The organism is Gottfriedia sp. NPDC057991, from assembly GCF_042886615.1.
Lineage (GTDB): Bacteria > Bacillota > Bacilli > Bacillales > Bacillaceae_G > Gottfriedia.
Window position 1 is genome coordinate 1,408,844 of sequence record NZ_JBHVQN010000001.1, and the last position, 25,872, is coordinate 1,434,715.

Sequence of the window (25,872 nt, forward strand, 5' to 3'; positions counted from 1 at the left end):
TGATGACAAGGTAAAACTATTGGGGAGACCATACTAAAAATAGCAATTAATCACTTTTATAATTTAATAGAAAACAGCAGCTTTAACCAATCTATCAAGCTGGTTAAAGCTGCTGTTTTTTATGAATAGGTTAATGTTTAAATGGAAAATATATACATGTTCATGAAATATATTACAAGTAGAAAAAGGAGAGATTGCTTGGGAAATGAATAAAGATACAATTTTTATTAGTGCAGCATTAATCCTCGTCTTGCTTTCCAGTATATTTATGAACCATTTTATGTTGATGTCACCATTACTTGACATAGCAGGTCGAGATGCATGGATATCGGTAGTTATCGCTTTTCCAGCTCTATTGGTCTGGCTATGTATTTTATACTACATCATGAAAAAAACAGAACAAAAATCCATCACCTATCTTATAAAACAGCGATATGGAAATTTAGCATATTTTATAATAGTAATTCCCATATTAGCTTTTTTATTGATTAATTCATATATTACTTTAAAAAGTACCTCTGATTGGATCACATTAATGTATTTACCAAAAACGCCAATAATTGTTATTGAAGTAAGTTTATTATTGATCTGCACTTATTGTGCTCAAGCGGGTATAACATCCATTGCTTTCATTTCAGTATTTCTTTTACCTATTATAATTTTATTCGAGCTTTTTCTAGATGTTGCAAATATCCAATTTATGCACATTAATTGGGTAAAACCGATGTTACAAAATGGATGGAATCCAATTTTTAAAGGGAGCTTTTTTATTGCAGGAGGATATATCGAAATCTTGTTTTTACTACTAATTCAACAACATATTAAAAAGCGAGTTAAATTTAAGCATTTATTTAGTTTAGGGATATTAATCTTATCATCATCACTTTTTCCATTATTTTATTCAATCACCTTATTTGGTCCTCAATTATCAGAAAAAATGCGTTATCCTGTTTTTGAGCAATGGAGACTTCTCGGCATTGGTCAATTTATTCAACATGTAGACTTTATCTCTGTTTATCAATTTATGTCATCAGCTTTTATTAGAATTTCCTTATGTATGTATTTATGTGTAGATATTTTAAACATTAGAACAAAAAATACGCAAAATAAATTGTTATGGTCTTTAAGTTTTGTATTATTAGTAGTCGTATGTATACCAGTTACGGATATAGGTTTTCATACTATTTTGAAAAAAAATTATATCCCTATTTTTGTACCAGTTATTTTTTGTATTTCAATTTTACTAGTTCTTTTTGTTATAAAATTTAAGGCGAAACTAAAGGGGGATGAATCCCATATTTAAAATAAGTGAACAAAAAATAAGAAAACTATTTTACAATTGTGCTGATGTTCAAATAAAAGTTCATCTCTTAAATAATGGTTCTAAAATTGAACGAGTCCTTTTTGCATATTCTAATGGAATGATTGATACCATTCATATGAACCAGTTTGTTTTACCTAATCTCAAAAAAAATACTTTAGAATTTATCCCAATCATTCGTAGTGAAAAAAATTCTGAACAACAAATCATAATGAAGGTTTTCTCTGGTGAATTAATATTATTTTTTGAAGAAACTGGAGAACTTTGTTCATTAAATATATCAAAAATTCCTCAGCGTCAAACTGAGGAATCTAGTTATGAGGTTTCAATTAAAGGTGCTCGTGATGGATTTACAGAATCTCTAGAAACAAATGTAGCATTAATTCGAAAACGAATACCTAGTACTACTTTATGTAATGAATTATTCACGATAGGTAAAAGAAGTAATACTAGCGTTTCGTTACTTTATCTAACGGATGTAATAAATGAAGATATTATTGAGGAAGCAAGAAAAAGACTAAATTCAATAGAAGTAGATATTCTAAATGGAGTTTCTCCTCTTGAGGAATTTCTATCAGAATCTCCATATTCGATTATCCCATCATTAAATTATAATACTAGGCCAGATATGGTAGTCGAGTCACTGCAAAGAGGACGCTTTTGTATATTAATTGATGGTGCTCCGGCGGCATTAATTGCACCCACTAATATACATTTATTACTAAAATCTGCTGAAGATATGTACATGCCTTATTATTTTGTGACACTTGAAAGAGTTTTAAGATATATAGGTTTATTAATTTCGACCTTACTTCCCGGTTTTTACATAGCAATGGCAACTTATCATCAAGACCAAATTCCTTTTCCAGCACTTGCTACAATTTCACTTAATTGTAAAGGTATACCATTTTCTGCAGGGATGGAGTTAATATTATTAATTATTCTATTTGAAATACTGCGCGAGGCAGGTATGAGATTGCCGAAATCGACGGGTCAAACTGTGACTGTGGTAGGAGGATTAATAGTAGGAGAAACGATGATTCGATCGGGACTTTCTTCTCCAAATGGAGTTGTTATTGTTGCAATTACATTAATGTCTCAGTTCTTAATTGTAAACCAGTCTTTTGGAAGTGCTGTTATTTTAATGAGAGCAATCTGTATTATAATGGCTTGTATCTTAGGTTTGCCTGGTTTAATTCTAGCTCTATTTCTAATATTAATCTATATCTCAACTTTAAAATCTTTTGGAGTGCCATTCATGGCTTCATTTATTAATCCATTTAATAGTGACTACATAAAAGGTTTTATTCAGCTTCCAAAGCCATTTATGAGAAAGACTCCAACATTTTTAAATACGAAACTTAGGCGACAACAGGGAGATGAGACAAATTGAAATGGAGGTTACTAGTACTTTTTGTTCCAATTTTACTTTTAACAGGATGTTGGGATCAAAAACAGTTAAGTCAACTAACATATGTTTCAGCTCTAGGAGTGGATTATGTAAATAATGAATTTGTTTTATATTTTCAAGTATTGGATTTTACAACTATTGGTAAATCTGAACAAGGAAGTAGTGGAGCAGAAGGTCCTAACATTTGGATTGGAAAAGGAAAGGGTTCAACATTTGCAATGGCCTGGGACGCAATATACAATAGCACCCAACAAAAGACATTATTTGGTCAAATTAGTTCGGTTGTGTTTAGTGAAGGAGCTTTGGGTAAAAAACAAGTAGCGGAATCCTTGGATACAATGGAGCGGTTTATAGAAGCCAGAATAACTCCTTGGATTTATACTACAAAAGAACCAATTGATAAAATTTTTGCTGTAGAACCTGTGCTTCCTAATTCTCCGATTATGACTTTATTACATTTACCGAATGGAAACTATGAACAACATTCACTAATTTCACCAATGAAAGTCGTTGAATTCGCTGCCCTTATAAATGAATCGAGTGCATCAATTATCGTTCCAACAATCGGTTTACAGGATGAACTTTGGAAAAAAGATGATAAAAATATGCCAATGATGAATATAAATGGAGCTTATTTATTTTATAAAGGGAAAGAACCTCAGTGGTTATCAAAAGACGATTTAATAGGATTGCGGTGGGTTGATCAGAATACCAAGATTACACCACTTTCGCTTAACGAAAAAAACGGAAAGTTAAAAGCATTGCTTCCTATTAAAAACCCAAATATTAAAATTCAAACTAAGATTAGCAAAGCTGGTGTTCCAAAATTTAATATGAATATAAAAGTAAAGGCATCAGCAGAACAGTTAAATTCCCAATTCAGCAATAAAGAATTAAAAAATGAAGTTGAAAAAAAGATAAAAAAGGAAATTCTTGAGACATATTCGATCGGAATTAGTAAAAAGTTAGATGTATTCCATTTAGAAGAAGAATTGTATAGAAATAATTATAAATCTTGGAAGGCAATGACTAAAAAAAATAATTTTCCACTAACATCCCATTCACTTGGTACTATAAAAGTCAAGGTTACACTTAAAGATAGGGGGGAATTAGAATAAGGAAAATTATTTAGTAATCAACCAAATACTAATACAATAAGCAAAATATATTAAAATTGGATCATTATTGAATTTATTATCCTAAAATTGCTAATAACAAATTAAGTAAATAAAACGGTAAATTGACTTATGAAAATAACAATCTTCAAACTTGTTCTCAAATCGGAACAGGTTTTTTAATTTTATTGGAGTTATTATCAAAAGGTTCTAAATCTAATCTTAATTACTGTGGTTTTAGTATTTAAATAAAATTGTTTGATAAAGTTTTATTAAAGTCATCCTATTCTTCCTTAATAAAGAATTATTCAATTCAAATAGAGCTATATTTATTTTCCTGATATAGTTCTGTGCTTGATTACTTTCTATTAATAACTAAAATGAATCATTATGATAACAAGAAGGTCATTTACCAGAAAAATAGATCACCATATAATAGCCTTAACATTTAGAATAGTACAATTTTTCTGTTTTTAAACGGGATAATTCAGCTGTCCTGAAATGTAATTTGTGATAAAGGTGATGCAAAGATGAAAAAACGAACTAAGTGGTATAAAGGTAGGACTGCGACTAGTATTGTTGCTTCAGCCCTAGTATTCTCTAATGCTAAATTTATTTTTAATGCTCCATTAAGTAAGGCACAAGGACTTAGTTCCGATGATGCGATGACACGTGTTGTGGTCGAAATGGAAGGAGCTCCTGCCATTCAAGCCATGCCTCATTTAGAACAAATTGGATCCTTTTCAAAAACGATAGAAAGAAAGATAAAAGATCAAACTGATAATTTGAAAAAAACTCACGGGAAAGTAATTGAAGAAATAAAAGAAAAGAAGATTCCATTCAACAAATCAAACGAATATACTTTCACATTTAACGGAGTTGCATTACAAGTACCAAAAAACAAATTGGATGAACTACGATCCCTTCCAGGTGTTAAGGCTATCTATCCCGATCAAGAATATCACGCTGAATTAGACAAGAGCGTTCCTTTGATAGGTGCTCCTGATGTCTGGTCTATGCATGACCATGAAAATCAGGTAGTTACTGGAAAAGGAGTCACAGTCGCAGTGATTGACACTGGTGTGGACTATGATCACCCTGACCTTGGCGGGGCGTTTGGTTCAGGGCATAAAGTAGTTGGAGGATATGATTTTGTCAATAATGATGATAATCCTATGGACGACAATGGACATGGTACCCATGTTGCGGGAATTATTGCTGCACATGGAAAATTGACGGGTGTGGCTCCTGACGCCTCCATTACAGCTTATAAAGTCTTAAACGAAAACGGTATAGGAAATACATCCGATATCATTGCAGGAATTGAAGCATCTATTTCTCCAGACAATCCATACCCGGCTGATATTATTAATATGAGCATAGGTGGTCCAGGGGATGGCAGTGATCCTATCTCCCAAGCTGCCCAAAATGCCGTTGATGCTGGTGTAGTTGTTGTCGCGGCAGCAGGGAATGCAGGACCTAATTATGGTACAATTGGTGCTCCAGCTATTGCTGAGGGGGTACTTGCTGTTGGTGCAAGTGTAAGTGGTATTAAAGTACCTGATGCGAAGATGGTTGCACCACTTGAAGAGAATTTATCTGTTACTCGCCTTGGGTTTTCTGCTAATCCCCCTAATACAGCAATTACTCGCGATCTGGTAGATGTTGGAGATGGTGGAATGGAAAGCTATAATGGGTTAGATGTAAAAGGGAAGATTGTCCTAATTCAATTACCATTAGGTTCAGATGGACGTACTGAGGCGATTACAGCACAAGAAAATGGGGCAGATGCTGCGATTTTTTTCACGCCTGAGCAAACTGGACCTGTTTTTAAGTTAGGAGATACTATTCCATCTCAATATACAACTAGCTCTTTTGATGAGTTACAGTCACAACATCAATTCCTGACAGGTTCAACTTTAGACAGCCAGTTAGATTCGTTAGTCGCTATGCAAATTAATGGAACAAAAGCTGGGGATTTAAAGTCTTATTTAGCTAAAGGACCTGTTAAAATTTCGATTGCAGGAAAAGACATAACGGATCAAATTGCAAACTTTAGTTCGCGTGGTCATTCCGAATCTCGAGCAAAGCCAGATTTAGTCGCTCCAGGTGTTGAAATCAACTCAACATTTATTAACACAGAAAGTAATGATTCAGGTTATACAAGATTAAGTGGGACAAGCATGGCTGCTCCTCATGTAGCGGGTGCAGCTGCACTTCTGAAACAACTTAAGCCGTCTTGGAATGCTAGCGAAATTTCTAGTGCTTTAAAGGAAACAGCAAAACCGCTGGCATCATATGATGTACTTACACAAGGAACAGGAAGGCTGGATGTAAAGGCTGCAGCAAATACCAATGTTATAGCCTCTCCCAATGTATTAAATTTAGGAATAGCTGATTTAAAAGATTCTGAGATTCATAGAAATGCTTCCTTATCTTTAAATAATCAAGGCGATGTACCAGTTGATATGGATTTTACTATTAAAGACGATACAAAATCCGGAGCAATCGTTAATGTGAATCCTTCGCATATTCATATTGAGCCAGGTAAACATGTTAATGTTGAAGTGAATATTAACATGAATAGACCGGAACAAGATATGGATATCACGGGCTGGGTAGAAGGAAATATACAATCTGAAAAAGAGTCTCAGCATTTACGCGTTCCATACAAGTTAATTGCGAGGCATTTTCGAATTACAGCATCACCTGATCCAGTAGGATCAACCGTAAGTGAAACAACTGCCTATATTTACAGCCCGGTTGATTTGACACAAGCACCTAAAGTAACAGTAAGAACTCCAAGTGGTAAAACAAATGAAGTGACTGCTGTCTTAGATCATGATCGTTGGTGGAAAGTGCCAGTTAAGACAAATGAAGTAGGAATATATAGGATTGATGCTAGTTCCACTGTCAAAAATTCATCTAATGAAGAATCTACAATAATAGGTTCTAGTTTTCTGGAAAAATTACCTACAGATAATAAACACGCTTCAACTTGGAAATCTATTGGGCCAAACTCTAATGCAGGACTGATGAATTTTGACTTAAAAAATTCTAAGGACATAACAGTTTTACCGTCATCGACTCTATCATTGTTCCGTACTGAAGATAAGGCAGAAACTTGGCACGAGTATCGAAATTTCCCTGTAGCAGGAGGAGTAGCTGCTGATTTAGTGACTGATCCTACCGATGAAAAAAACCTTTATATGGCTATTAATTCTAAATATAATGATCCAACTTATATTGGTAAGATATTAACTAGCAAAGACGGGGGAAAAACATGGAACACTTTATCTTTTCCTAACATAGAGATATCTGATTTAGAAATTGATAAAAGTGGGCAAAAACTGGTTGCTATTTCGAGTAACGAAGTTTATGTCAGCTTGGACAGAGGAATGAATTGGGAGAAGCTACCTGGATGGTGGGGATTTCTCAATAATGCATTTCTTTTGAATAACGACCTATATATTTCAGCTGGTTATGAAGGTGTTTACTTATTTAAAGATGTATTCTCTGAATCAACTAATTCTAAACTATTGTATCAGCCACCTTTTCCTTATAGAAGTACAAAAGAGATTGTAGGAAATGAAAGTATGCTAGTTGTTGGCACTTTTGGTGGCGGGTTGTACGCTTCATATAACAAAGGTACAGACTGGAAAGAACTAACTCACTCTCAAATACCATTTAATAATGTATCTCACTTAGAGATTCTAGAAGGGGATATTTATGTAGGTACTGGGTATGATGGAATAATGGTGAGTCATGATAAAGGAAAAACATGGGAAACGTGGAAAAAACCGCTTCCTGGGTCTAACTCCTATGAAGTCGATTTCGCCATTGAACCAAAATCTTCTCCTAAGGGGATGCGACAAATTTATGTATCTTCTGAACAGGCAGGGATTTATGGAACTCAAGATAAGGGAGAATCATATAAACGAATCGGTATTCCAGGAGCAACAGTTTACGGATTGGCTATTTCGCGGAACTCTAAAGGATATCAGTTACTTGCTGGTACTGACTCCAACATGTACATGACAGCGCTACCAATTCAAAACAAGATTGATTCCTCAACATTAGAATGGGGAGCGGCAGAAGGAGAAGGAAGAGCTGGTGAACAAGTGTATCAGGTTGCTACTTCCCCAACTGAAGCTAATGTCGTTTATAAGATACGCTATAGTGCCTTCGGGAATATGAATGTATACCGAAGTAATGATGGTGGAGAAAAATGGGATTTGAAATTTGAAGATAGTGGGGTCCCACTTGCCATGCTGATTAACCCAGCAGATTCCAAACAAATCATGATCTCATATGTGATACCAGCTACTTTAGAAACAGGTATTTATATCAGTAAAGATGCTGGCGAGAATTGGGGAAAAATAAAGCAAGACCACCGATTTAGAGCTCTTGCAGCCGCTAATCCTAACAATCCAAACTGGATATGGGCAGGCGGAAATGACGGACTATTTCTGTCTAAAGACATGGGCCAATCTTTCCAAAAAATTCAAAACATTCCTGTAAGCAGTATTGCGATCGACTCACATAATCCAAACCATTTAGTGTTCGGAGGCAACCATTTGTATGTCAGCACAGATAGTGGGAAAACATTAGAAAAGGCAAAGGGTACTGATGAGCTCAATGTATTTGTTAATGATATTATCGTGTCCTCTATAAACCCTAAAATCATTTATGCAGCTACTGGTTCTTATTATGAAGCTGGACTTCTTAAGGGAGGTCGCGGTGTAATAATGAGTGTGGATGGAGGAAAAACATGGACCAATTTATCTGAGGGACTTGAGAATAGAAATACTACAGCAATTGAACTTGCTCCAGACGAAGAATATTTGTTTGTCGGCACACAGGGTGGCAGTGTTCACAGAATAAAATTGTCTAATAAACGTTAAAGTAAATAAAATTGAAAAAACTCTCCTTTCATTTAATGAAAGGGGAGTTTTTTTATGAAACTTTATGAATTAATCAAAATATTTTCAGTTCCTCCTACATCAAGACTTGTCAAATTCACATATGCAACTAACAAGTCTATAAAATTTCTAGCAGCAGACCCAATATACTTTTCTTTATGATGTACAATAGCAATTTCCTTCGTAATTCCAGGATTCACTATTTTAATTACTTTAAGGGTTTTAGAATTCTCCGAAGTGAGAAGAGTATTAGGAAGTATGGTAGCTCCAATACCTGCTTTTACTATACTCAAAATGGAATTAACATCAGTTAATTCTATGACTGGCTTGAAGACAAATCCCATAGATATAGCGGCATCATCAATTAATTTCCGGCAATTGTGGTTCTTGGGACTTAGAACAAGTTTGATGTCCTTAATCTCTTCAAAATCCACTTTTTCTCTTTCAGCTAAATGATGGTCAAAAGGAACAACTAAATAAAATTCTTCATTATATAAAGGGATATTTGTTAACTGTTCATTCTCTAAAGGCAAGTGTGTCAATGCTATGTCGATTTCATTTTGAATAACTCTATCCTCAATATTATCTGACATAATGATCTTCATTTGTAAATAGGGATGCATTCGATGAATCTCTAGGAAAATTACAGACGCAAGCTGACTTAACTCTTCAGACATTGCACCAATGATCAGTTTACCCCTTTTTACTTTTTGAAGTTCTCCAATTTGTTCATAGATATATTTTATATTAGTGAATATTTTTTCGGATTCTTCTTGTAGAATTTTGCCAGCTTCTGTAATGGCGATTTTTTTACCTAAGCGATCAAATAAACGTACTCCTAATTTATCTTCAAGAGCTATTATTTGACGGCTTAAAGCAGGTTGTGAAATTCCTAATTTTTCTGCTGCCCTCGTAAAATGTAATTCCTCGCAAATGGCTATAAAGAATTCTAATTCTCTTAGTTCCATAATTTCACTTCTCTCTATTCTAGATGATATTATTTAATATACTAATTTATTTTTACTTAAATGATGTTATCAAAACATCCTAAATTAGCTTATTACTATTAATTAAGAGAAAAACCGAATAAAATAAAAAACCGCTCATTCCCATAATGAACTATTGAATACAGAAATAACAACTCAGGGTTTCTATTAAGGAACATGGTAATTTTTCTCAACTCTCTTATATTGCGATACATTGAGATACTATAGAATTTTAATTGTGAATATCGCATATTTCTTTTATTGGCTTAATAATTTTTATTTGACCAAAAAATATAAAAGATTATTGACAAAGAAAATAATACGTATTAATATTATCTCGTATTCAAGATATTCAAATTAGAGATAAATTTTAAGGGGGTGAAATTAATGGAGAAGAGATGCAAAAATCTATCTTTTCTGCTATTAATGCAAACATCTAAAGCGATTCATGATCGAATAAAGGACGAAATGGCAAAATACAAGTTAAGCATAACTGAGTTTTCTGTTTTAGAAGTACTATATCAAAAAGAGAAACAAACAATACAACAAATTGGAAATTCAATATTGGTCTCAAGTGGTTCGATGACTTATGTTATTGATAAGCTTGAACAAAGAGATTTATTATGCAGAATTCCATGTCCAGATGATCGCAGAGTAATACATGTGATATTAACTGATGAAGGAAATGAATTGATGAACGAAATTATGCCGAAATACAATGATTTCATTAGTAATATGTTTGATTCATTAGATTTTGATGAGTCTGATACTTTTGCTAAGCTTTTGAAAAAAGTAAGAAATAAAGTTTATTCTTAAAATTTTTTTTATAATTTTATCTCTATTTAAAGATATATATATATTTTAGGAGGAGTTTATATGATAAATATTGGTTTATTAATGATTCGATTGGTAGTTGGTATATTGTTCATCGGGCACGGTGCTCAAAAATTATTTGGTTGGTTCGGTGGATACGGATTGAAAGGTACTGGTGGATGGTTTGAATCAATTGGCATGAAACCAGGAGTAACAATTGCCCTAATCGCGGGGCTAGCAGAATTTATTGGTGGAATACTGTTTGCTTTTGGATTTTTAACGCCTGTAGCAGGAATTTTGATTGCTGGAACTATGGCAATGGCAATTATTAAAGTTCATGCGCCAAACGGAATATGGGCGACGTCAAATGGATATGAATATAACTTAACTTTGCTAGTAGTGGCTATTAGTATAGTTTTAACCGGTCCTGGTAAATATGCTTTAGATACATTTTTATTCTAAAATATCTCGAATTAATAATTCTGAATGGATTAAAAAAGCAAATCAATAATTATAAAAGAGCTATTCGACAATTGTTCGAATAGCTCTTTTTATTTCCTGAAAGATATAGCAATTATTATAAATTCCCCCCATCAAGATTGAAAGCGATACTAAAAGAATAGGTTTTCAAATCGTGACAATATAACTATTTTATATTAAATAGCTAACTATATAAGTTATACAATACCATTGTACAAATTAAATTTTTTGTCATCAAAGAAACTATAAAAACACAGACTTATCTTGATTTTCCTTCTATAATCTTGCCTCGCTCATCGTTATTGATAACTGAAATGAATCATTATGATAACGAGAATGTCATTTCCAAAAAAAAAATATAACCATATAATAACCTTAACATTTTGAATAGTCTAAATTTTACCGGTTTTTTTATTAATGGTTAAATTCCACTATCCTAAAATGCAATTTATGTTAGAGGTGGTGTATAAGAAAACATTGAATTTTCTGGAAAAACAAACGGTATCAATACTAAGTTAATGATTTATGGAGGTTAACAAATGAGAACAAAAATGACAAAACGTATTACATCTTTAACACTGGTACTAACCCTATTTATGACTCTATTCAATAGTTTGGTTTTTGCCTCAACTGAAAAGGTAACTGGAGCAACTAATCGCCCACCAACGAAGGAGATTGTTAAACTTATTCCAAGTGAATCAACGGTCTCGCTTTCTCTTTCTCAAGGTCAACACGATTTAAAGGTAGAAGCAGAGTATAAAGATGGTAGTAAAACAGATGTTACAGCTGAAGGAAAATGGACATCACTAGATGAAAAAGTTGTAACTCTTGAAACTGGGAGACTAACAGCAGTAAATGTTGGGTCTACAAATGTACAATTCAGTCTTGGTAATGCAGTTTTAAACGTAGAAGTAAATGTTACGAAAAACGCACAAGTTTTAAGTCAATTGTCAAATCCTTCAGAAAGTAAAAAAATTGTATCGCTTGTTTTAGAGGCGAATCAAGTTACATACATAGATGAAGGGAAAGAGCGCCCTATTGCTTTGAAAGCGCTTTATAGCGATGGCTCGATGGAAGACGTAACGAAATTAGCTAAATGGGAATCAAAAGATCCTTCAATTGCATTTTTTGAAAAAGGTGTAATAAAAGGGATAGCACCAGGTAATGTTTCAATGAAAGTAACTTACGCAAATTTTCCACAAATAAATTTCTTTGCTTCGATAAGAGATCTTCCTGAAAATGTAACGGGGCTGTACCTAACGGCTGACATGTTGAGGTTAGAAACCTCTGATAAGTCGGTTCAAGTAAGTGCCTATACAAAGAACCCCTGGGTGGGGAGTAAAGAAGTTACTTCTTCAGGAAGTTGGACAACGACAGATCGAAATGTAGCTACGGTAAGTAAAGATGGTCAAATAACCCCAGTTGGAATCGGCCAAGCATATATTTATTTTAAATATGATAAGTTGGTTGGTGCTGTACTTGTTAATGTTGTTAAGCCTACAAAGCTTGTAACAGATAAACCTACAGTAGAATTATTGCCAGGTGGAAATTGGCCTGTTAATTTAACCGAAGTATTTACTAATGGAATATCAGAAGGTGGTATGACTTTAGTTGAAAATGTAAATCCGAATGATGTCAAATGGACAGTCGAAGATAACAGCATTGCAACGATTACTGATTCAGGATATATCATTGGAGGTAAGACAGGTAAAACGATTGTGACAGCTTCCTATCGTTCAGATGTTCTTCCTCCGGTAAAGATTGAGGTTACTGTTACCAATAAGCTTACAACTCCTAGAGTTATTGGTTTGTCAGCTTCTCAACCAAACCTCTCTTTAGGAATAGGTGAAGAAACGACTATTAAAATAAATGCGATTTATAGTGATGGGAGTACTGAGGATGTAACAGATAATGTTGAATTGTACTTCGACAATCCCAACGTAGCTTCAGTTTCCCGAGTATATGGTGGTGAATCGAAGGTTATTGGTCAATTGAGTGGCACAACTGTTTTGCATGCTATCTATAATAATGGTCGTTCCAACTTAGCTATCCCCGTAGCAGTCAAAGGTGGTGACGAACAGAAGATAGCTCCAATTCCTGAATCAATTTCTGTTACACCAGATATGAAAAATATGGTAGTAAATCAACAGCAGCAATTAGAGGTAAAAACGACCTATTCAGACAGATCAAATTCGACTTCATATGCGGTATATAAATCATCTAATCCTGATATTGTTAAAGTAAATAAGGATGGCCTGCTTACAGCTGTAGGCACTGGTACAACAATTATTACCGTAGATAGCTCTGGATACTCAAAGCAGGTTTCAATTGTCGTTTCAAATGAACCTTCTAAAGATTTTTCAAATAAAATTGTTGATCTGATTCCTAGCGAAAATGATATCACCTTTAGTTTATCTGAGCACACGCATTCGTTCTCTGTAAAAGCAAAATATAAGGATGGTTCAACTGCTGATGTCACATCAGACTCAAGATTCACAACATTAGACCCGGACAAAGTTACAGTTAAGAATGGGGTCCTTACAGCAGTAGCAGCAGGAACAACACAGGTACTTATCGATTACGGAACAAGCACAAAAATCTTGAATGTTTCAATTCTTTCTGGGAATGATGCGTCAATAAAAGGTTTAAAAATTGAGTCCTTGCTTGCTTCCTCATTGGATGTTGTTGTTCAAAAAGATAAGCTTTATCCAGTACATGTTTTTGCTCAATACAATGATGGAACTCAAAGAGAAATAACGAAGTCAATTCAATGGACAACTGAGGATCCTACAATTGTAAGTGTTAAAGACGGGAAATTTATTGGAATGGATACTGGAAAAACGACGGTTAGTGCAACAATTTCAGGTTTCTCTTCTATAAAAATTCCAGTAAAAGTACAAGATCAACCTGGACCAGTAAATTTAGTAGGAATTGTTGGTGCGGGGATGGTATTACAGCCAGAAGCAGGAAATATAGTAGCAGCGATAACTAATACTAGCAATGGGATGATATTACACCCGGAAGAAGGAACTATCGATGCGAACGCGTTTGCTGAATATACAGATCATAATATCGTTCAGGTTGATACAGAAGGGAAATGGGAATCTTCCGACGAAAGTGTAGCAACTGTTGACCAGAACGGAGTCATTACTTGGGTCGGCTCTGGTGAAGCATACATTTATTTCAATTATTATGGATTGAGAGATGCTGTTTGGGTAAGAAACACTAAGCCTGTAGATTTATATTGGGCTGAAAACGATGTACCGACAGGTAGCAATGTAATGTTAGAACCTAATAAGTCCACTGACATCTCAATTAATGGATTCTTTGGACATCATGGCAGAGATGGAAATTGTGATTGTTATAATCTTAATAGCAAAGCAAAATTGACGGTGGCGGACGAATCCGTTGCAACGATTTCTGCTGATGGACATATCATCGCTCACTCTGTTGGAAAAACAACAATAACTGCTTCTGTTTTTGGAATGTCAAAGACAATTGATGTTGAAGTTGTAGCAAAGTATCCTACGTTTACTAGGGGTATAAGTTCCTCCCCTGGTTATATCATAAATTCAGCAGGTTCCTCAAATGATATAGTCATTAATGCTATGTCAAGCGATGGAACGATAAAAGACGTTACAACTGATGTTAAATGGACTAGTTCCAATTCGGAAGTAGCAGAAATGACCACTGATCATAAAATCCTAACGAAGTCAGAAGGAACCGCTGTTCTCATTGCGGAATATGATGGATTTAAAATAATTATACCTGTTATTGTAAAACCATAAAGATTACTTTGTATAATTAGTTAATCGTGTCAGATACAAAATAGTTATGTTTTTAAGGTCTCCCCCGTAAGTTAGTTTCAATCTAACATTACGGGGGATTTTTATATTGATTAAAAGCAATAAGAATTAAATATCCCTCTATTTAAATAAACTAAAAAACTATTTGTAGATAATAAATAAAAAATAGTTACGGTACTATTATTAGCCCGAATTATAGATAGATTAAAAAATGCTTGTTATTTATTCTCTATTGATTAAGAACGAATGAGAATTATGCTAGATGGCAAATTATTATTCGCTGCGGCTTGTTCATTCCATTTACCCATTAATATCACCTCGCTAGGTTTTGTATTGGAATTTGTCCTTGTAATTATTTAAAATCATGGTTTATGCGTAAAATTAGAGGTAGTATTTAAAAATAGTGTCTTAATGTATACTCAATGTTTATTTATAAATATGCTATAATCTTTCAAAAGGAGGTACGAACGTGGCCAGACATAAAGAATATGATGAAAAAGAAGTATTGCAAAAAGCAATGGAGTTATTTAGGTATCAAGGTTACGAAAAAACCTCATTGCAAGATCTTGTTTCTCATATGGGGATCCATAGAAGAAGTTTATATGATACTTTTGGTGACAAACATACTTTGTTTATTAAGACATTAGAACTTTATGATAACAATATGAAGAAAAAAATGAATTTACAAGTTAAGAATTCATTATCTGTGAAAGATGCTATTAGAAGTATTTTAGAATCGGTAATTAGCCAAGATAATGAAAAATCGATTGGATGTTTAACAGTGAATACTGCCATTGAGTTGGCTTTACATGATCAAGAAGTGGCAGAAAAAGTTGAACAAAATTTTTCTAAGACAGAAGAAATTATTCATGAATTACTAGTGCGTGGTCAAAACACAGATGAAATTTCGAACGACCATGATATTGAAAAATTGTCACAGTTTATTCATAATTCTTTTGTAGGATTACGCGTATTAACAAAAACAACTAACGATAAAAATAAACTAAAAAATATTGTTGATATGACAATATCGATATTAGAAAAATAATTTTATTGTAGATCAAAAGAGTTAGCTATTACCAGTTAATTCTTTTTTGTATTAAATCTTGAATAATCATTTGAGAACGAATGGTAAAAAATAATTATTTACCGTTCGTTCTCAACATGTTATAAATAGATACATGAGGTGGTGAGGAAGAAATATAATATACTTAAGAATAGACTTGAATAAACATTTAAGTATTTAAAGTATAATGTATATTTTTTTTTGATTTTTGAGAACGAACAGTAAAAAAAGAGAGGAATATAAATATGAAAAGAATGTTATTCATTATATTATTGATGTCATGTGGGGCAACTTTTGTTACTCCAATGTTTTCTTTGTATAGCGAATACTATGAATTAAGTAGTCTCCAGATTACCATTTTATTTGCGATTTATGCAGTTTTTCTATTGCCAACTTTACTTATAGTAGGAGCTAAAGGGAACGGATGGGGGTTAAGAAGAGTAGTCCGTGTTAGTATCTTGTTTTCCATTGCTTCTACCTTATTCTTCCTTGGCAACACTGAAGTGTGGATGCTATTTGCTGGAAGAATTTTAGAAGGAATTGCGTATGGTGCTTTTACAGGTACTGCAGTTGCATTATTAATGAAACAAACTTCTCCAAATGAAACGAGTACCGCAATTAAATTATCTGGAGTTACTGTACTTGTTGGCTTTGGGGTTGGACCATTAATTGCTGCTTTCATGTTGCAATATATACCTGTTCAACCTCTTAGATTACCATTTTGGATGCTGCTCTTTATCTTAATTATTTCGATTGTCTTACTTGAGACGATATCCAAAGATATTGTAACGCCTAAGCAAAAGCGTGCAAATAACAAAATATCACTAGGTGTTCCGAAAAAAATACGCACACAATTTTGGGCTATATCAGCACTTCCTATTTTCACTGTGTTCACGTTACAAGGAATTGCATTGGCCCTAATTCCTACATTTGTCAAAAATGTAATCCAGACGTCTAATCATTTTATTTCAGGCTTGATCATTTTCGTGCTTTTATGTGGATCAGCAGCAGCTCAGTTCATACCTAGGCCGACTCATCCAGTTACTCGTATTCGATTAGGAATTTTGTTTCTAGTTATTGCTACATGGCTCATTGTCATTTCAGGTTTAACTTCAAGTTTATCATTGTTATGGATAGGTGTATTTATACAAGCTCTAGGAGGAGGATGGACTTTTCAAAACGCGTTATTTTTTGCAGGAAAACTTCCAGAACCTGAATACAGATCTCGTGTAATTTCAGCTTTTTATTTTGTTGCATATATCGGATTTATCGTTCCGGTTATAGGAGTTGGAGTACTTACGAAATTTTTCAATTTAAATTTTGCACTTGTATTTCTTAACTTGTTTGCAACAAGTATTGTCATCTATATTTTGCTGTATTCAATCAGATTTAAACGTGAGACATATGGTCATCAGTCTCGAAACAAGTAGCAACAATAAAGAATTTAGAGGGAAATACAATCAATTCATTAATTCATTTTGACTATTTGAGAATGATTGTTCTCAAATAGAACGTAAAAATTATTAATACAAATTATTTCAGAAAAGTTTACAACTTTACCTCATTTGTTTATCGTTTTGAAACATCTAAAAACTATTATTAATACGTAATTAAGTAAGTGATAAATAAAAAATCGAGGTAGATTAAATGTGTGGATTCTTAGGAATATTATCATCAAAGAAAAAGGATGAATTAAAGAAAAATCAATCAATATTTGGAAAGGTGCTGTTATTTGTTAAAGCTAATTTTCTTTGGAGGAAATTTCAATTATGAAATATTTAATAACTTTACTTTTCGTATTTACATTAATTGATCTGACTGGATGCAGCAAAAATCATATGCAACCATCAAATCATAATTATAAAGAACAAAGTCAAAAAAATTCGATCAAACCGCTTCAACATTCAAATGATTCATCATATAACTCGCAAAACTTTAAAATACGACAAATTGATTCTAATATTAACAAAGCTAAAGCAATTAAAACTGTTTCACAACCAACAGCGATTTCAGTTCTCGTTGACAAAGAATATTTTTTACCTAAGAATTACGTACCAAAAGATTTAGTGTATCCAAATGTTTCTTTTATTTTTAAAGAAAAAATCGAAAAACGAAAAATGAGAAAAGAAGCGGCAAGGGCATTAGAGAGACTATTTGCCGGGGCTAAAAAGGATAAAATCTATTTAAGTGGTGTATCAGCATATCGTTCTTACAAAACTCAAAAAGCAATTTTTAATCGATATGTAAAAGTGGATGGTTACACTAATGCTCGAAAATATAGTGCTATTCCGGGATCGAGTGAACACCAAACTGGTTTAGCTATAGACGTTAGTAGTAGTACAGGTAAATGTGCTGCTACTAGCTGTTTTAGTAATACGAAAGAAGCTAAATGGCTTGAGAATAAAAGCACAATATACGGTTTTATTATTCGGTATCCAAAAGGAAAAGAATCCATAACAGGTTATAAATACGAACCTTGGCACATTCGATATGTTGGTGTAGCAATCGCAAAAGAGATTAAAAAACGTAATATTACACTAGAAGAATATTTAAAGGTATATCCTGTTTCTAAATAAGTTAAAAGGAAAGTGAGATTTATTCACTTTCCTTTCTAATTGAAACTAAAGAGGTTTGGAATAATGCCGTTCCTAATCCTTTTTGTCGACAATTTATGGCTAGTCAATTGACTAGCCTTTTTATATTAAGATTTCTAGGTTACAATTATTTATCATTTTTATCATCATAAACATTTTTAATATTTATTTCATCAACTTTATGTTTTACTCCATATCCTTTATTTACTGTAACAACAAAAGCACCGAATACAACAATCAGAGGGATTACGTGAACTTCATTTTTAACTGATAATCTAATTAAATATCATCGCAAATTCTCGACTTATGTAAATGACTTAATTAGTGCTGGTTTTAGAATTAGAACAATCAAAAAACCTGTTCCTTCTGATGAAATGTTAGAGAGTGTACCTGGAATAAAAAATGAAACTCGAAGAACTATGTTTTTAATGATTTCTGCAGAAAAGGGAATTAAATAAATTTTAGTTGATCGTTCCAAAATTACGCGTTCCTACAATATTAAGCATTATTGTTATGAATAAAGAAGGAAAACCAGTTAAGGATTTCGAACTTGAGCACGAGAAATTAATGCATTTGATCGTAATAAGTAAAGGTTTATCATTTTTTGAACATATTCATCCTGAGTATAAAGGCGATGGAAAATTTGAGATTTCACCTAATTTTCCATCAGGTGGCGAATATAAATTGTATGCAGATTTTGTCCCAAAAGGTGAATCAAAGATCGTAAAATGTTCAGTTGTGAATGTTGAAGGGCAGCTATCTCAGCCGGTACAATTAGTCGCTGATCAAAAGTTAACAAAAGTAATAGATGGAAAAGAAGTTACGCTTACGTTTGATCATCTTATGACAAATATGGAATTGCCGATGACATTTACGATAAAAGATGCAAAAACGAAGAAACCAATAACGAATTTACAACCTTATTTAGGTGCAATAGGTCATGTAGTAGCAATTAGTGGTGATACAGAAACCTATTTACATGTTCATCCTATGGAAGAAAATACTACAGGTCCTGATGCGAAGTTCATGACTTCTTTTCCGAAAAAAGGACTATATAAAATTTGGGGACAATTTCAACAAAATGGAAAAGTATTTATCGTTCCATTTTCTGTGAATGTTCCATAATAATAATGAAGGATCGCATTTAAATGGAACCTCCAATTTCATTTTAGCAAGTATGAGCGAGAACAATTTATCTTTTGAAGAAGCGCTAAGAATTGCACAGGAAAAAGGAATAGCGGAAGCAAACCCTGCTTTAGATGTGCAAGGATTTGATACGGCTTGCAAAATTCTCCTCCTCGGAAATGGATTTTTCGGAAGTAACTTATCAATAGACGATGTAAAAATTAAAGGAATTGAACAAGTCACTAAGGAAGACATTCAGGAAGCTAAACAAAATGGCTGTACGCTTAAACTTTTAGCTAGTGCTTACAAAGAAGCTGAGAATGTAATCATTGAAGTTAAACCATGTAACCTGGTAAGCGAGCATCCTTTAGCTCATGTCAATGGAACAAATAAGGGTGTCGTTTTTGAAACAATCGAAATGGGGGCCGTTTGTGCAATTGGAGGCGCATCTCACCCAAGAGGAGCAGCAGCGGCAGCATTAAAGAATGTTATTAATCTATATAGGATGTAGAGTGAAGAAATAAAAAGAGCCCTTGAGCTAGGGTTCTTTTTAAATTGACATCACGATAATAGATATAAGAAATAACATCATATGAATAACAGAGTATCTAAACATCCGTTTCGCCCAAAGTGCTTCGTTTTGTGTAGCAAATCCACTGATCGATAAAATTATCCATCCAATATTTAAAAGTGTCATAAATCCGATGAAAAACAAACCAAGGGATTTCATGAAGAATGGCATTGGAATCAAACAGATAAGATAAAATAGTAGATGGATTTTTGTTTTCTTGACGCCGGATACAACAGGTAACATGGCGAATCCTGCCCGTTTGTAATCATCAAATCTTCGTATAGCGATGGAATAAGTATGAGGCATTTGCCAAACGAATACGATGAGCGCCATCATCATAGGAATAAGTTGAAAACTACTAGATAACACAGACCAACCGATTAACGGTGTTACACATCCTGATACGGCACCAATAATCGTGTTCCATGAGTATTTTTGTTTGCTCCAAAAAGTGTACAAGACCACATAAAAAAACCAACCAATGAATGAAAATAGTAACACTTCGGCATTAGTAAAAAGCAATATAAAAAATCCCATTATGCTTGTTGTAACTCCTAAAGTTAAAACAAACTTCTTGCTGAACTCTCCAGTAGCACTCGGTCTATTTTTAGTTCGCTCCATTTGTTTATCTAAATCGGCTTCGTACCAATTATTCAACATTAAAGCACCAGCAATGACAAAGGCACTCCCTATTAATGTAACAAAGAAAGAGGCAATATGTGCAGCAAGTGGAAGATGATTGATATGCGAAGATAAAAAATATCCTGCCAACACAGGAAGCACATTGATAACAAAGATTTTCCCTTTAATGAGGCTGATTAGGTTTTTAAAGAAATTTTTAGGTGTTTTTGTTTGCATTTGATTCATATATATTCCTCTCTCTTTTTATCCAAAAGACTATTCATTCTAGCACAAATATTCTTCGAAAGCTTATGGTTTATTTTTGAATTTCTAATACCACCGCCTGGAACATGTTTATACAAGTAGGGGGGTGAACAGTTTAGCTGACTGAATCGAGTTCCACGGGTGTAACATTCTACCCCGACTAATGTAATAATAAGACCATAAAGCATTCATGTCACAATATTTGCCTATTCAACCACTTAGACTACAATTTTGGATCTTATTTGGATTATTAATTATCTCGATTGCACATAGGAGAAGTATAGGAGATTAAAGATGTGGTCTACATAATTATTTAAGATTTTGATGAAACTTTAATTAACAAAAGAAAAAGGTTTGAAATAATCTTAGTCAATCAAACCTTTCCTTTTTAAAAGCATTTATTCAATTATTTATCATTTTTATCATCATAAACGTTTTTAATTTCATCAATTTTATCAACTTTATGTTTTACTCCATATCCTTTATTTACTGTAACAACAAAAGCACCGAATACAACAAAAATTATGATGCCACCTATGACATATACAGCTGTCATTGACATAAAAACACCTCCAAATTTAAATTAAATCTCTAGAATAATAATCATTTATTAAGATCTTAGACATATCCCCAAATCATACTGAGTAAGGTACCGAAAACGGTAACTAGTGCGATTGATAATGCATAAAAAATATTAGTATAAATAGATCCTTTATCTGTTGTTTCACCTGCATGCATAAACACTACTAATTGAAGAGCCGCCTGTAAAAATGCTGTTAAAAGCAATATTGTCATCCCAACTGTAAATGACAAGTTAAAGAAGTAGACTACAAGCGCGATCCCAGTTAGAATCATTGAAAAAGTAAAGCCTTTAACTTGTTTAATAGGAAATAATTCTTTCATTCTTACATCAATCCTTTCAGATAAACAAAGCTAAAAATGAAGATCCATACTACGTCTAAAAAATGCCAGTAGAGTGAAAAAATAAATGTTTTATTAGCAATTTCTGGAGTGATTCCTCTTTTTCGAATTTGTAACATGATAAATAATCCCCAAAAAAATCCAAGTGTAACATGAGCTCCATGTGTACCTAGAGTTGTTAATAGAATTGCAGTAAATGCGCTTGTTTGTAATTCTGCACCCATATGCATATAATGTACGAATTCTGATATCTCAAAACTTACAAATACTAAACCAAGAATTAGTGTAATCGCAAAAAATGAAATTACTGCAGTTTTTCGACCAATACGCATAGCATGGATTGCTAATCCTATAACAAAGCTACTCGCTAATAAAACAATCGTTTCAATTAATACCGGTGTAATTTCAAAAATTTCTGCCCCAGTAGGACCATGTCCAGTTCGATTGACTAATGTAAAATAAGAGGCAAAAAGAGTTCCGAAAAGCATGATTTCTGCACCTATAAATATCCAAAACCCTAATATGTTTAGTTGATTTTGTTCTGTACTATATTCTAATGGGAGTGAATTTATTAATTTCATCGATTAGGCACCTCTAAATTCATTTTCATTTTCTCTAATTTTTTCTACAGGAATATAGTGGCCTTTATCAATTTCAAAAGAACGAAGCCCCATTAAAACAAAGATTCCTATTGCAGAAATAATTACAGGAATCCACATTGAAAAGACAAATGAGAATCCAAAAACAAATATAATGCAACCCATGATAAAAGGTGCGCCACTATTATTTGGCATATGAATTTTATCATAATGCCCTTTAAAGATCGGTATTCCTAATTTCTTCGCATCCCAAAATGCTTCAATCGAATGTATTTCAGGGGTAATAGCGAAATTATAAGAAGGAACTGGACTATGAGTAGCCCATTCTAAAGTACGAGCATCCCATGGGTCTGAGCTAATATTCCTAGATGCATAACGAATACTATAATAAATGTTAAAGACTAGTAAGATAAACCCTACTGCCAATCCAATTGCTCCAATAAAAGATAATAAATTCAATGGACCAAATCCAGTAGATTCTGAATAAGTATACATACGACGAGCTTGCCCATTTAATCCAGTAAAGAACATTGGGAAAAATGTTACGTTAAAGCTAATTGCGATAAACCAGAATGCCCATTTTCCAATTCGTTCATTTAACATAAAACCAAACATTTTAGGCCACCAGTAGGTAAGTCCAGCTATCATGGCAAAAACGACACCTGGAATGATTGTGTAATGGAAATGGGCTACTAAAAACATCGTATTATGGTATTGATAATCAGCGGCAGACATCCCAAGCATCACGCCAGTTACACCGCCAATCGTAAAGATTGGAATGAAACCTACAGAATATAACATCGGAACGGTAAAAACGATTTTACCTCTCCAAAGCGTGAACAGCCAATTAAAGATTTTAATTCCAGTTGGAATGGCGATTGCCATTGTTGTAATTGAGAATATACTATTCGTTAATGCACCTTGACCCATTGTAAAGAAGTGATGAGTCCAAACTAAGAATGATAGAAAAGAGATAATTAACATTGAGTAAACCATTGATTTATATCCATATAAGTTTCGACGTGCAAATGTGGAGATGATCTCACTATAGACACCGAAAGCGGGTAAAACCAGGATATATACTTCTGGGTGTCCCCATACCCAAAAGAGATTTGCCCAAAGCATATCCATCCCACCATTTGTCGTTGTAAAGAAATTTGTACCGAAAAGTCTGTCCATCGTACCCATCAAAAGTGCCACTGTTAAAACTGGAAATGCAAATACTACAATTACATTTGCCGTAAGAGCAGACCAAGTGAAAATTGGCATTTTAAAAAGTGTAATACCCGGTGCCCTCATTTTTAAAATCGTTGTGACAAAATTAATTCCAGAAAGCAAAGTACCAAGTCCAGCAATTTGGAGTGCAATCATATAATAGTTTGAGCCAACTGAATTACTCAGTTCGTTACCAGCAAGTGGGAAATATGAGGTCCATCCAGCATCTGGAGATCCTCCAATTACAAATGAGATATTTAATAACATCGCTCCCATAAAAAACAACCAAAAGCTAAGTGCATTTAAACGTGGGAATGCTACATCACGTGCACCAATTTGAAGAGGTACAACAAAGTTCATGAGAGCATAGATAAATGGCATAGCCATAAAAATAATCATGACAAGCCCATGAGTCGTAAATATTTCGTTATAATGCTGTGCATCTAACAACGTATTTTCAGGAACGGCCGTCTGAGCCCGCATCAAAATGGCATCTACACCACCACGGAAAAGCATTAGCAATGCAGATAATAGATACATAATTCCAATTCGTTTATGATCAACGGTTGTTAACCATTCTCTCCATAAATAACCCCATTTTTTGAAATAGGTTAAACCAGCTACAATAGCAATTACAGTTATTCCAATAGCGATCATCGATGCATAAATAGCAGGGTTTGGATGTGGAATCGCAAATCGCTCAAAAAATTCCATAATACATTAACTCCTTTAACTACATTTATATTTGAAAATTACCGAAAGATTAATGACTAGAGTGTTTTGAATGCTGTTCCATTTCAGAGTCCATTTCATTTTCACTAGAGTGATGACTATGACCTTCTTCATTTGGAGGTAAGTACTCCAAGTGAGTTCCAGTAAACGTTAATTCTCCAAGATGCCCTGGTTTTAACAACTGTGTGAACTTTTCTTTTGTTAGAAGTGGAGCGGTTTTCTTAACATCTTTAACCCAATTATTAAATTTGTTTACAGGGACCGCTTCAACATTAAAAGTATTTTCAGCAAATCCTTTCCCACTGAAATTTGCATTACGTCCCATATATTCACCTGGAACATCAGCTGCTAAGTATAATGTAGTGACCATGTCTGACATAGCGTATTTTTGCCCCCCCAATTGTGGAATCCAAAAACTTGTGATTGGACCGTCTGAATATAATTTAAATTCTAGTGGTCTATTTGTTGGAATATATAAGTAATTTACCGTCTCAATATTTTCTTCTGGATAACTGAAATGCCATTTCCAATTAGATGAAGTTGCGTAAATTATTAATGGTTTCTTATTTGCATATCCAGTCGGGGCAGACTCGACCTTATTGTTGCTTTGTACCGAAACGATTGAAAGAAAAATGATGATCAATACTGGAATCCCAACACAAATCATTTCAACCATTACACTACCTTTAATTTTAAGAGGTTCATAATCGTTACTTTGCTTAGATGAACGATATTTAAATAGCATATAACCTAAAATAAGGAAGACGACCAAGACAATTAAAGACATAATCCAAATGGATAACATAATATCTTTCGCTTGAGTCTGAGCTTGAGGTCCTTTAGGATCCAACACCTTTACTCGTTCGCAACCAGATAACAAAATGAGAATAGAAATAAAAAAAGTTTGTAAGGTCCATTTATTCTTCATGAACAAACTCCTTTTCGATTATTTTCATTTCATAACGTAATTATCGAGTTGATTTGATTCACAATTGGTTAAAATATAGAACCAAAAATATTGAAAGTCAACGTAATCGGAATTTCTGTCAATAAATGTTCACATTAAAAAAAAAGTGATTTTACAAGTATTTGAAGTGATATTTGATTTCAAAATCAAGTATCAATAGTTGATAATTCTGGTTTTCTTCAGATTGTCTACTTAACAATTTTTGATGGAAATATTGTTTTTTTGTAAAGTGGATGGTAAAACTATTGGATAATTGGATGAGTAGGAATCAAGGAAATTAAACTATAATAGATGAATTATTTTATTAATACTAAGTCGTTAAAAATAGGTTTCATAGTAGGTT

At 33.4% G+C, this 25,872-nt stretch carries 20 protein-coding genes; 12 read left to right on the forward strand and 8 right to left on the reverse strand.

The features are described 5' to 3' along the window. Positions 1 to 205: 205 nt before the first annotated feature. From ACFVR2_RS07095 to ACFVR2_RS07110, 4 genes are all read left to right on the forward strand, one after another. Positions 206 to 1,303 (forward strand): GerAB/ArcD/ProY family transporter, encoded by a 1,098-nt coding sequence (locus ACFVR2_RS07095; protein ID WP_387360174.1) that lies wholly within the window; start codon positions 206 to 208, stop codon positions 1,301 to 1,303. Beyond that, positions 1,287 to 2,714 (forward strand): spore germination protein, encoded by a 1,428-nt coding sequence (locus ACFVR2_RS07100; protein ID WP_387360176.1) that lies wholly within the window; start codon positions 1,287 to 1,289, stop codon positions 2,712 to 2,714. The genes ACFVR2_RS07095 and ACFVR2_RS07100 overlap by 17 nt, the downstream gene beginning before the upstream one ends. Then, complete coding sequence (locus tag ACFVR2_RS07105; protein WP_387360178.1) at positions 2,711 to 3,850, forward strand: Ger(x)C family spore germination protein; 1,140 nt, start codon at positions 2,711 to 2,713, stop codon at positions 3,848 to 3,850. Before ACFVR2_RS07100 ends, ACFVR2_RS07105 begins: the two co-directional genes overlap by 4 nt. A 527-nt stretch (positions 3,851 to 4,377) precedes the next feature. Next, positions 4,378 to 8,751: a S8 family serine peptidase gene (locus tag ACFVR2_RS07110; protein ID WP_387360180.1), complete on the forward strand. Its 4,374-nt coding sequence runs from the start codon at positions 4,378 to 4,380 to the stop codon at positions 8,749 to 8,751. A gap of 62 nt (positions 8,752 to 8,813) precedes the next feature. Here the strand turns inward: ACFVR2_RS07110 and ACFVR2_RS07115 are convergent, their stop codons facing one another. Continuing rightward, positions 8,814 to 9,737 (reverse strand): LysR family transcriptional regulator, encoded by a 924-nt coding sequence (locus ACFVR2_RS07115; RefSeq protein ID WP_387360182.1) that lies wholly within the window; start codon positions 9,735 to 9,737, stop codon positions 8,814 to 8,816. A 405-nt stretch (positions 9,738 to 10,142) separates the two neighbouring features. On the opposite strand from ACFVR2_RS07115, the gene ACFVR2_RS07120 reads away from it, so the two are divergent. The 6 genes from ACFVR2_RS07120 (at position 10,143) to ACFVR2_RS07145 (ending at position 18,496) form a co-directional block, all read left to right on the forward strand. Further along, positions 10,143 to 10,571 (forward strand): MarR family winged helix-turn-helix transcriptional regulator, encoded by a 429-nt coding sequence (locus tag ACFVR2_RS07120; protein WP_387360184.1) that lies wholly within the window; start codon positions 10,143 to 10,145, stop codon positions 10,569 to 10,571. 60 nt (positions 10,572 to 10,631) lie between these two features. After that, entirely contained in the window at positions 10,632 to 11,030 is a 399-nt protein-coding gene (locus ACFVR2_RS07125; RefSeq protein ID WP_387360187.1) for a DoxX family protein, read from the forward strand. 557 nt (positions 11,031 to 11,587) lie between these two features. Then, on the forward strand, positions 11,588 to 14,836 hold the full coding sequence (locus ACFVR2_RS07130) for an Ig-like domain-containing protein (protein ID WP_387360189.1): 3,249 nt from the start codon (positions 11,588 to 11,590) through the stop codon (positions 14,834 to 14,836). Between the two features lie 487 nt (positions 14,837 to 15,323). Next, positions 15,324 to 15,902 carry a TetR/AcrR family transcriptional regulator gene (locus tag ACFVR2_RS07135; RefSeq protein ID WP_387360191.1) on the forward strand — a complete coding sequence of 193 codons (579 nt, stop codon included), beginning with the start codon at positions 15,324 to 15,326 and terminating at the stop codon, positions 15,900 to 15,902. Positions 15,903 to 16,165: 263 nt separating this feature from the next. Further along, positions 16,166 to 17,350, forward strand: coding sequence for an MFS transporter (locus tag ACFVR2_RS07140; RefSeq protein ID WP_387360193.1), 1,185 nt, complete (start codon positions 16,166 to 16,168; stop codon positions 17,348 to 17,350). A 339-nt stretch (positions 17,351 to 17,689) separates the two neighbouring features. Further along, positions 17,690 to 18,496, forward strand: a complete 807-nt coding sequence (locus ACFVR2_RS07145) for a M15 family metallopeptidase (protein WP_387360195.1) — start codon at positions 17,690 to 17,692, stop codon at positions 18,494 to 18,496. Positions 18,497 to 18,641: 145 nt separating this feature from the next. Here the strand turns inward: ACFVR2_RS07145 and ytzI (ACFVR2_RS07150) are convergent, their stop codons facing one another. Then, positions 18,642 to 18,794 (reverse strand): YtzI protein, encoded by a 153-nt coding sequence (gene ytzI, locus ACFVR2_RS07150; RefSeq protein ID WP_387360474.1) that lies wholly within the window; start codon positions 18,792 to 18,794, stop codon positions 18,642 to 18,644. A 233-nt stretch (positions 18,795 to 19,027) separates the two neighbouring features. Between ytzI (ACFVR2_RS07150) and ACFVR2_RS07155 the strand changes: the two genes are divergently transcribed. After that, entirely contained in the window at positions 19,028 to 19,639 is a 612-nt protein-coding gene (locus ACFVR2_RS07155) for a hypothetical protein (protein ID WP_387360197.1), read from the forward strand. Continuing rightward, the gene (locus ACFVR2_RS07160) at positions 19,629 to 20,150 is read left to right on the forward strand and encodes a hypothetical protein (RefSeq protein WP_387360199.1); all 522 of its coding nucleotides are present in this window, start codon (positions 19,629 to 19,631) and stop codon (positions 20,148 to 20,150) included. The genes ACFVR2_RS07155 and ACFVR2_RS07160 overlap by 11 nt, the downstream gene beginning before the upstream one ends. A 39-nt stretch (positions 20,151 to 20,189) precedes the next feature. Here ACFVR2_RS07160 and cyoE read toward each other — a convergent pair whose 3' ends face one another. From cyoE to qoxA, 6 genes are all read right to left on the reverse strand, one after another. Beyond that, entirely contained in the window at positions 20,190 to 21,077 is an 888-nt protein-coding gene (gene cyoE / locus ACFVR2_RS07165) for a heme o synthase (protein ID WP_387360201.1), read from the reverse strand. A gap of 424 nt (positions 21,078 to 21,501) precedes the next feature. Then, a complete protein-coding gene (gene ytzI, locus ACFVR2_RS07170) occupies positions 21,502 to 21,657 on the reverse strand; it encodes a YtzI protein (protein WP_387360203.1) in 156 nt (51 codons plus the stop codon). A gap of 56 nt (positions 21,658 to 21,713) precedes the next feature. Further along, positions 21,714 to 21,998: a cytochrome aa3 quinol oxidase subunit IV gene (gene qoxD, locus ACFVR2_RS07175; RefSeq protein WP_387360205.1), complete on the reverse strand. Its 285-nt coding sequence runs from the start codon at positions 21,996 to 21,998 to the stop codon at positions 21,714 to 21,716. A gap of 2 nt (positions 21,999 to 22,000) precedes the next feature. Continuing rightward, positions 22,001 to 22,597 carry a cytochrome aa3 quinol oxidase subunit III gene (gene qoxC, locus ACFVR2_RS07180; protein WP_387360206.1) on the reverse strand — a complete coding sequence of 199 codons (597 nt, stop codon included), beginning with the start codon at positions 22,595 to 22,597 and terminating at the stop codon, positions 22,001 to 22,003. Positions 22,598 to 22,600: 3 nt separating this feature from the next. Beyond that, complete coding sequence (gene qoxB / locus ACFVR2_RS07185; protein ID WP_387360207.1) at positions 22,601 to 24,544, reverse strand: cytochrome aa3 quinol oxidase subunit I; 1,944 nt, start codon at positions 24,542 to 24,544, stop codon at positions 22,601 to 22,603. Between the two features lie 49 nt (positions 24,545 to 24,593). Further along, positions 24,594 to 25,490, reverse strand: coding sequence for a cytochrome aa3 quinol oxidase subunit II (gene qoxA, locus ACFVR2_RS07190; RefSeq protein ID WP_387360209.1), 897 nt, complete (start codon positions 25,488 to 25,490; stop codon positions 24,594 to 24,596). Positions 25,491 to 25,872 lie beyond the last annotated feature (382 nt).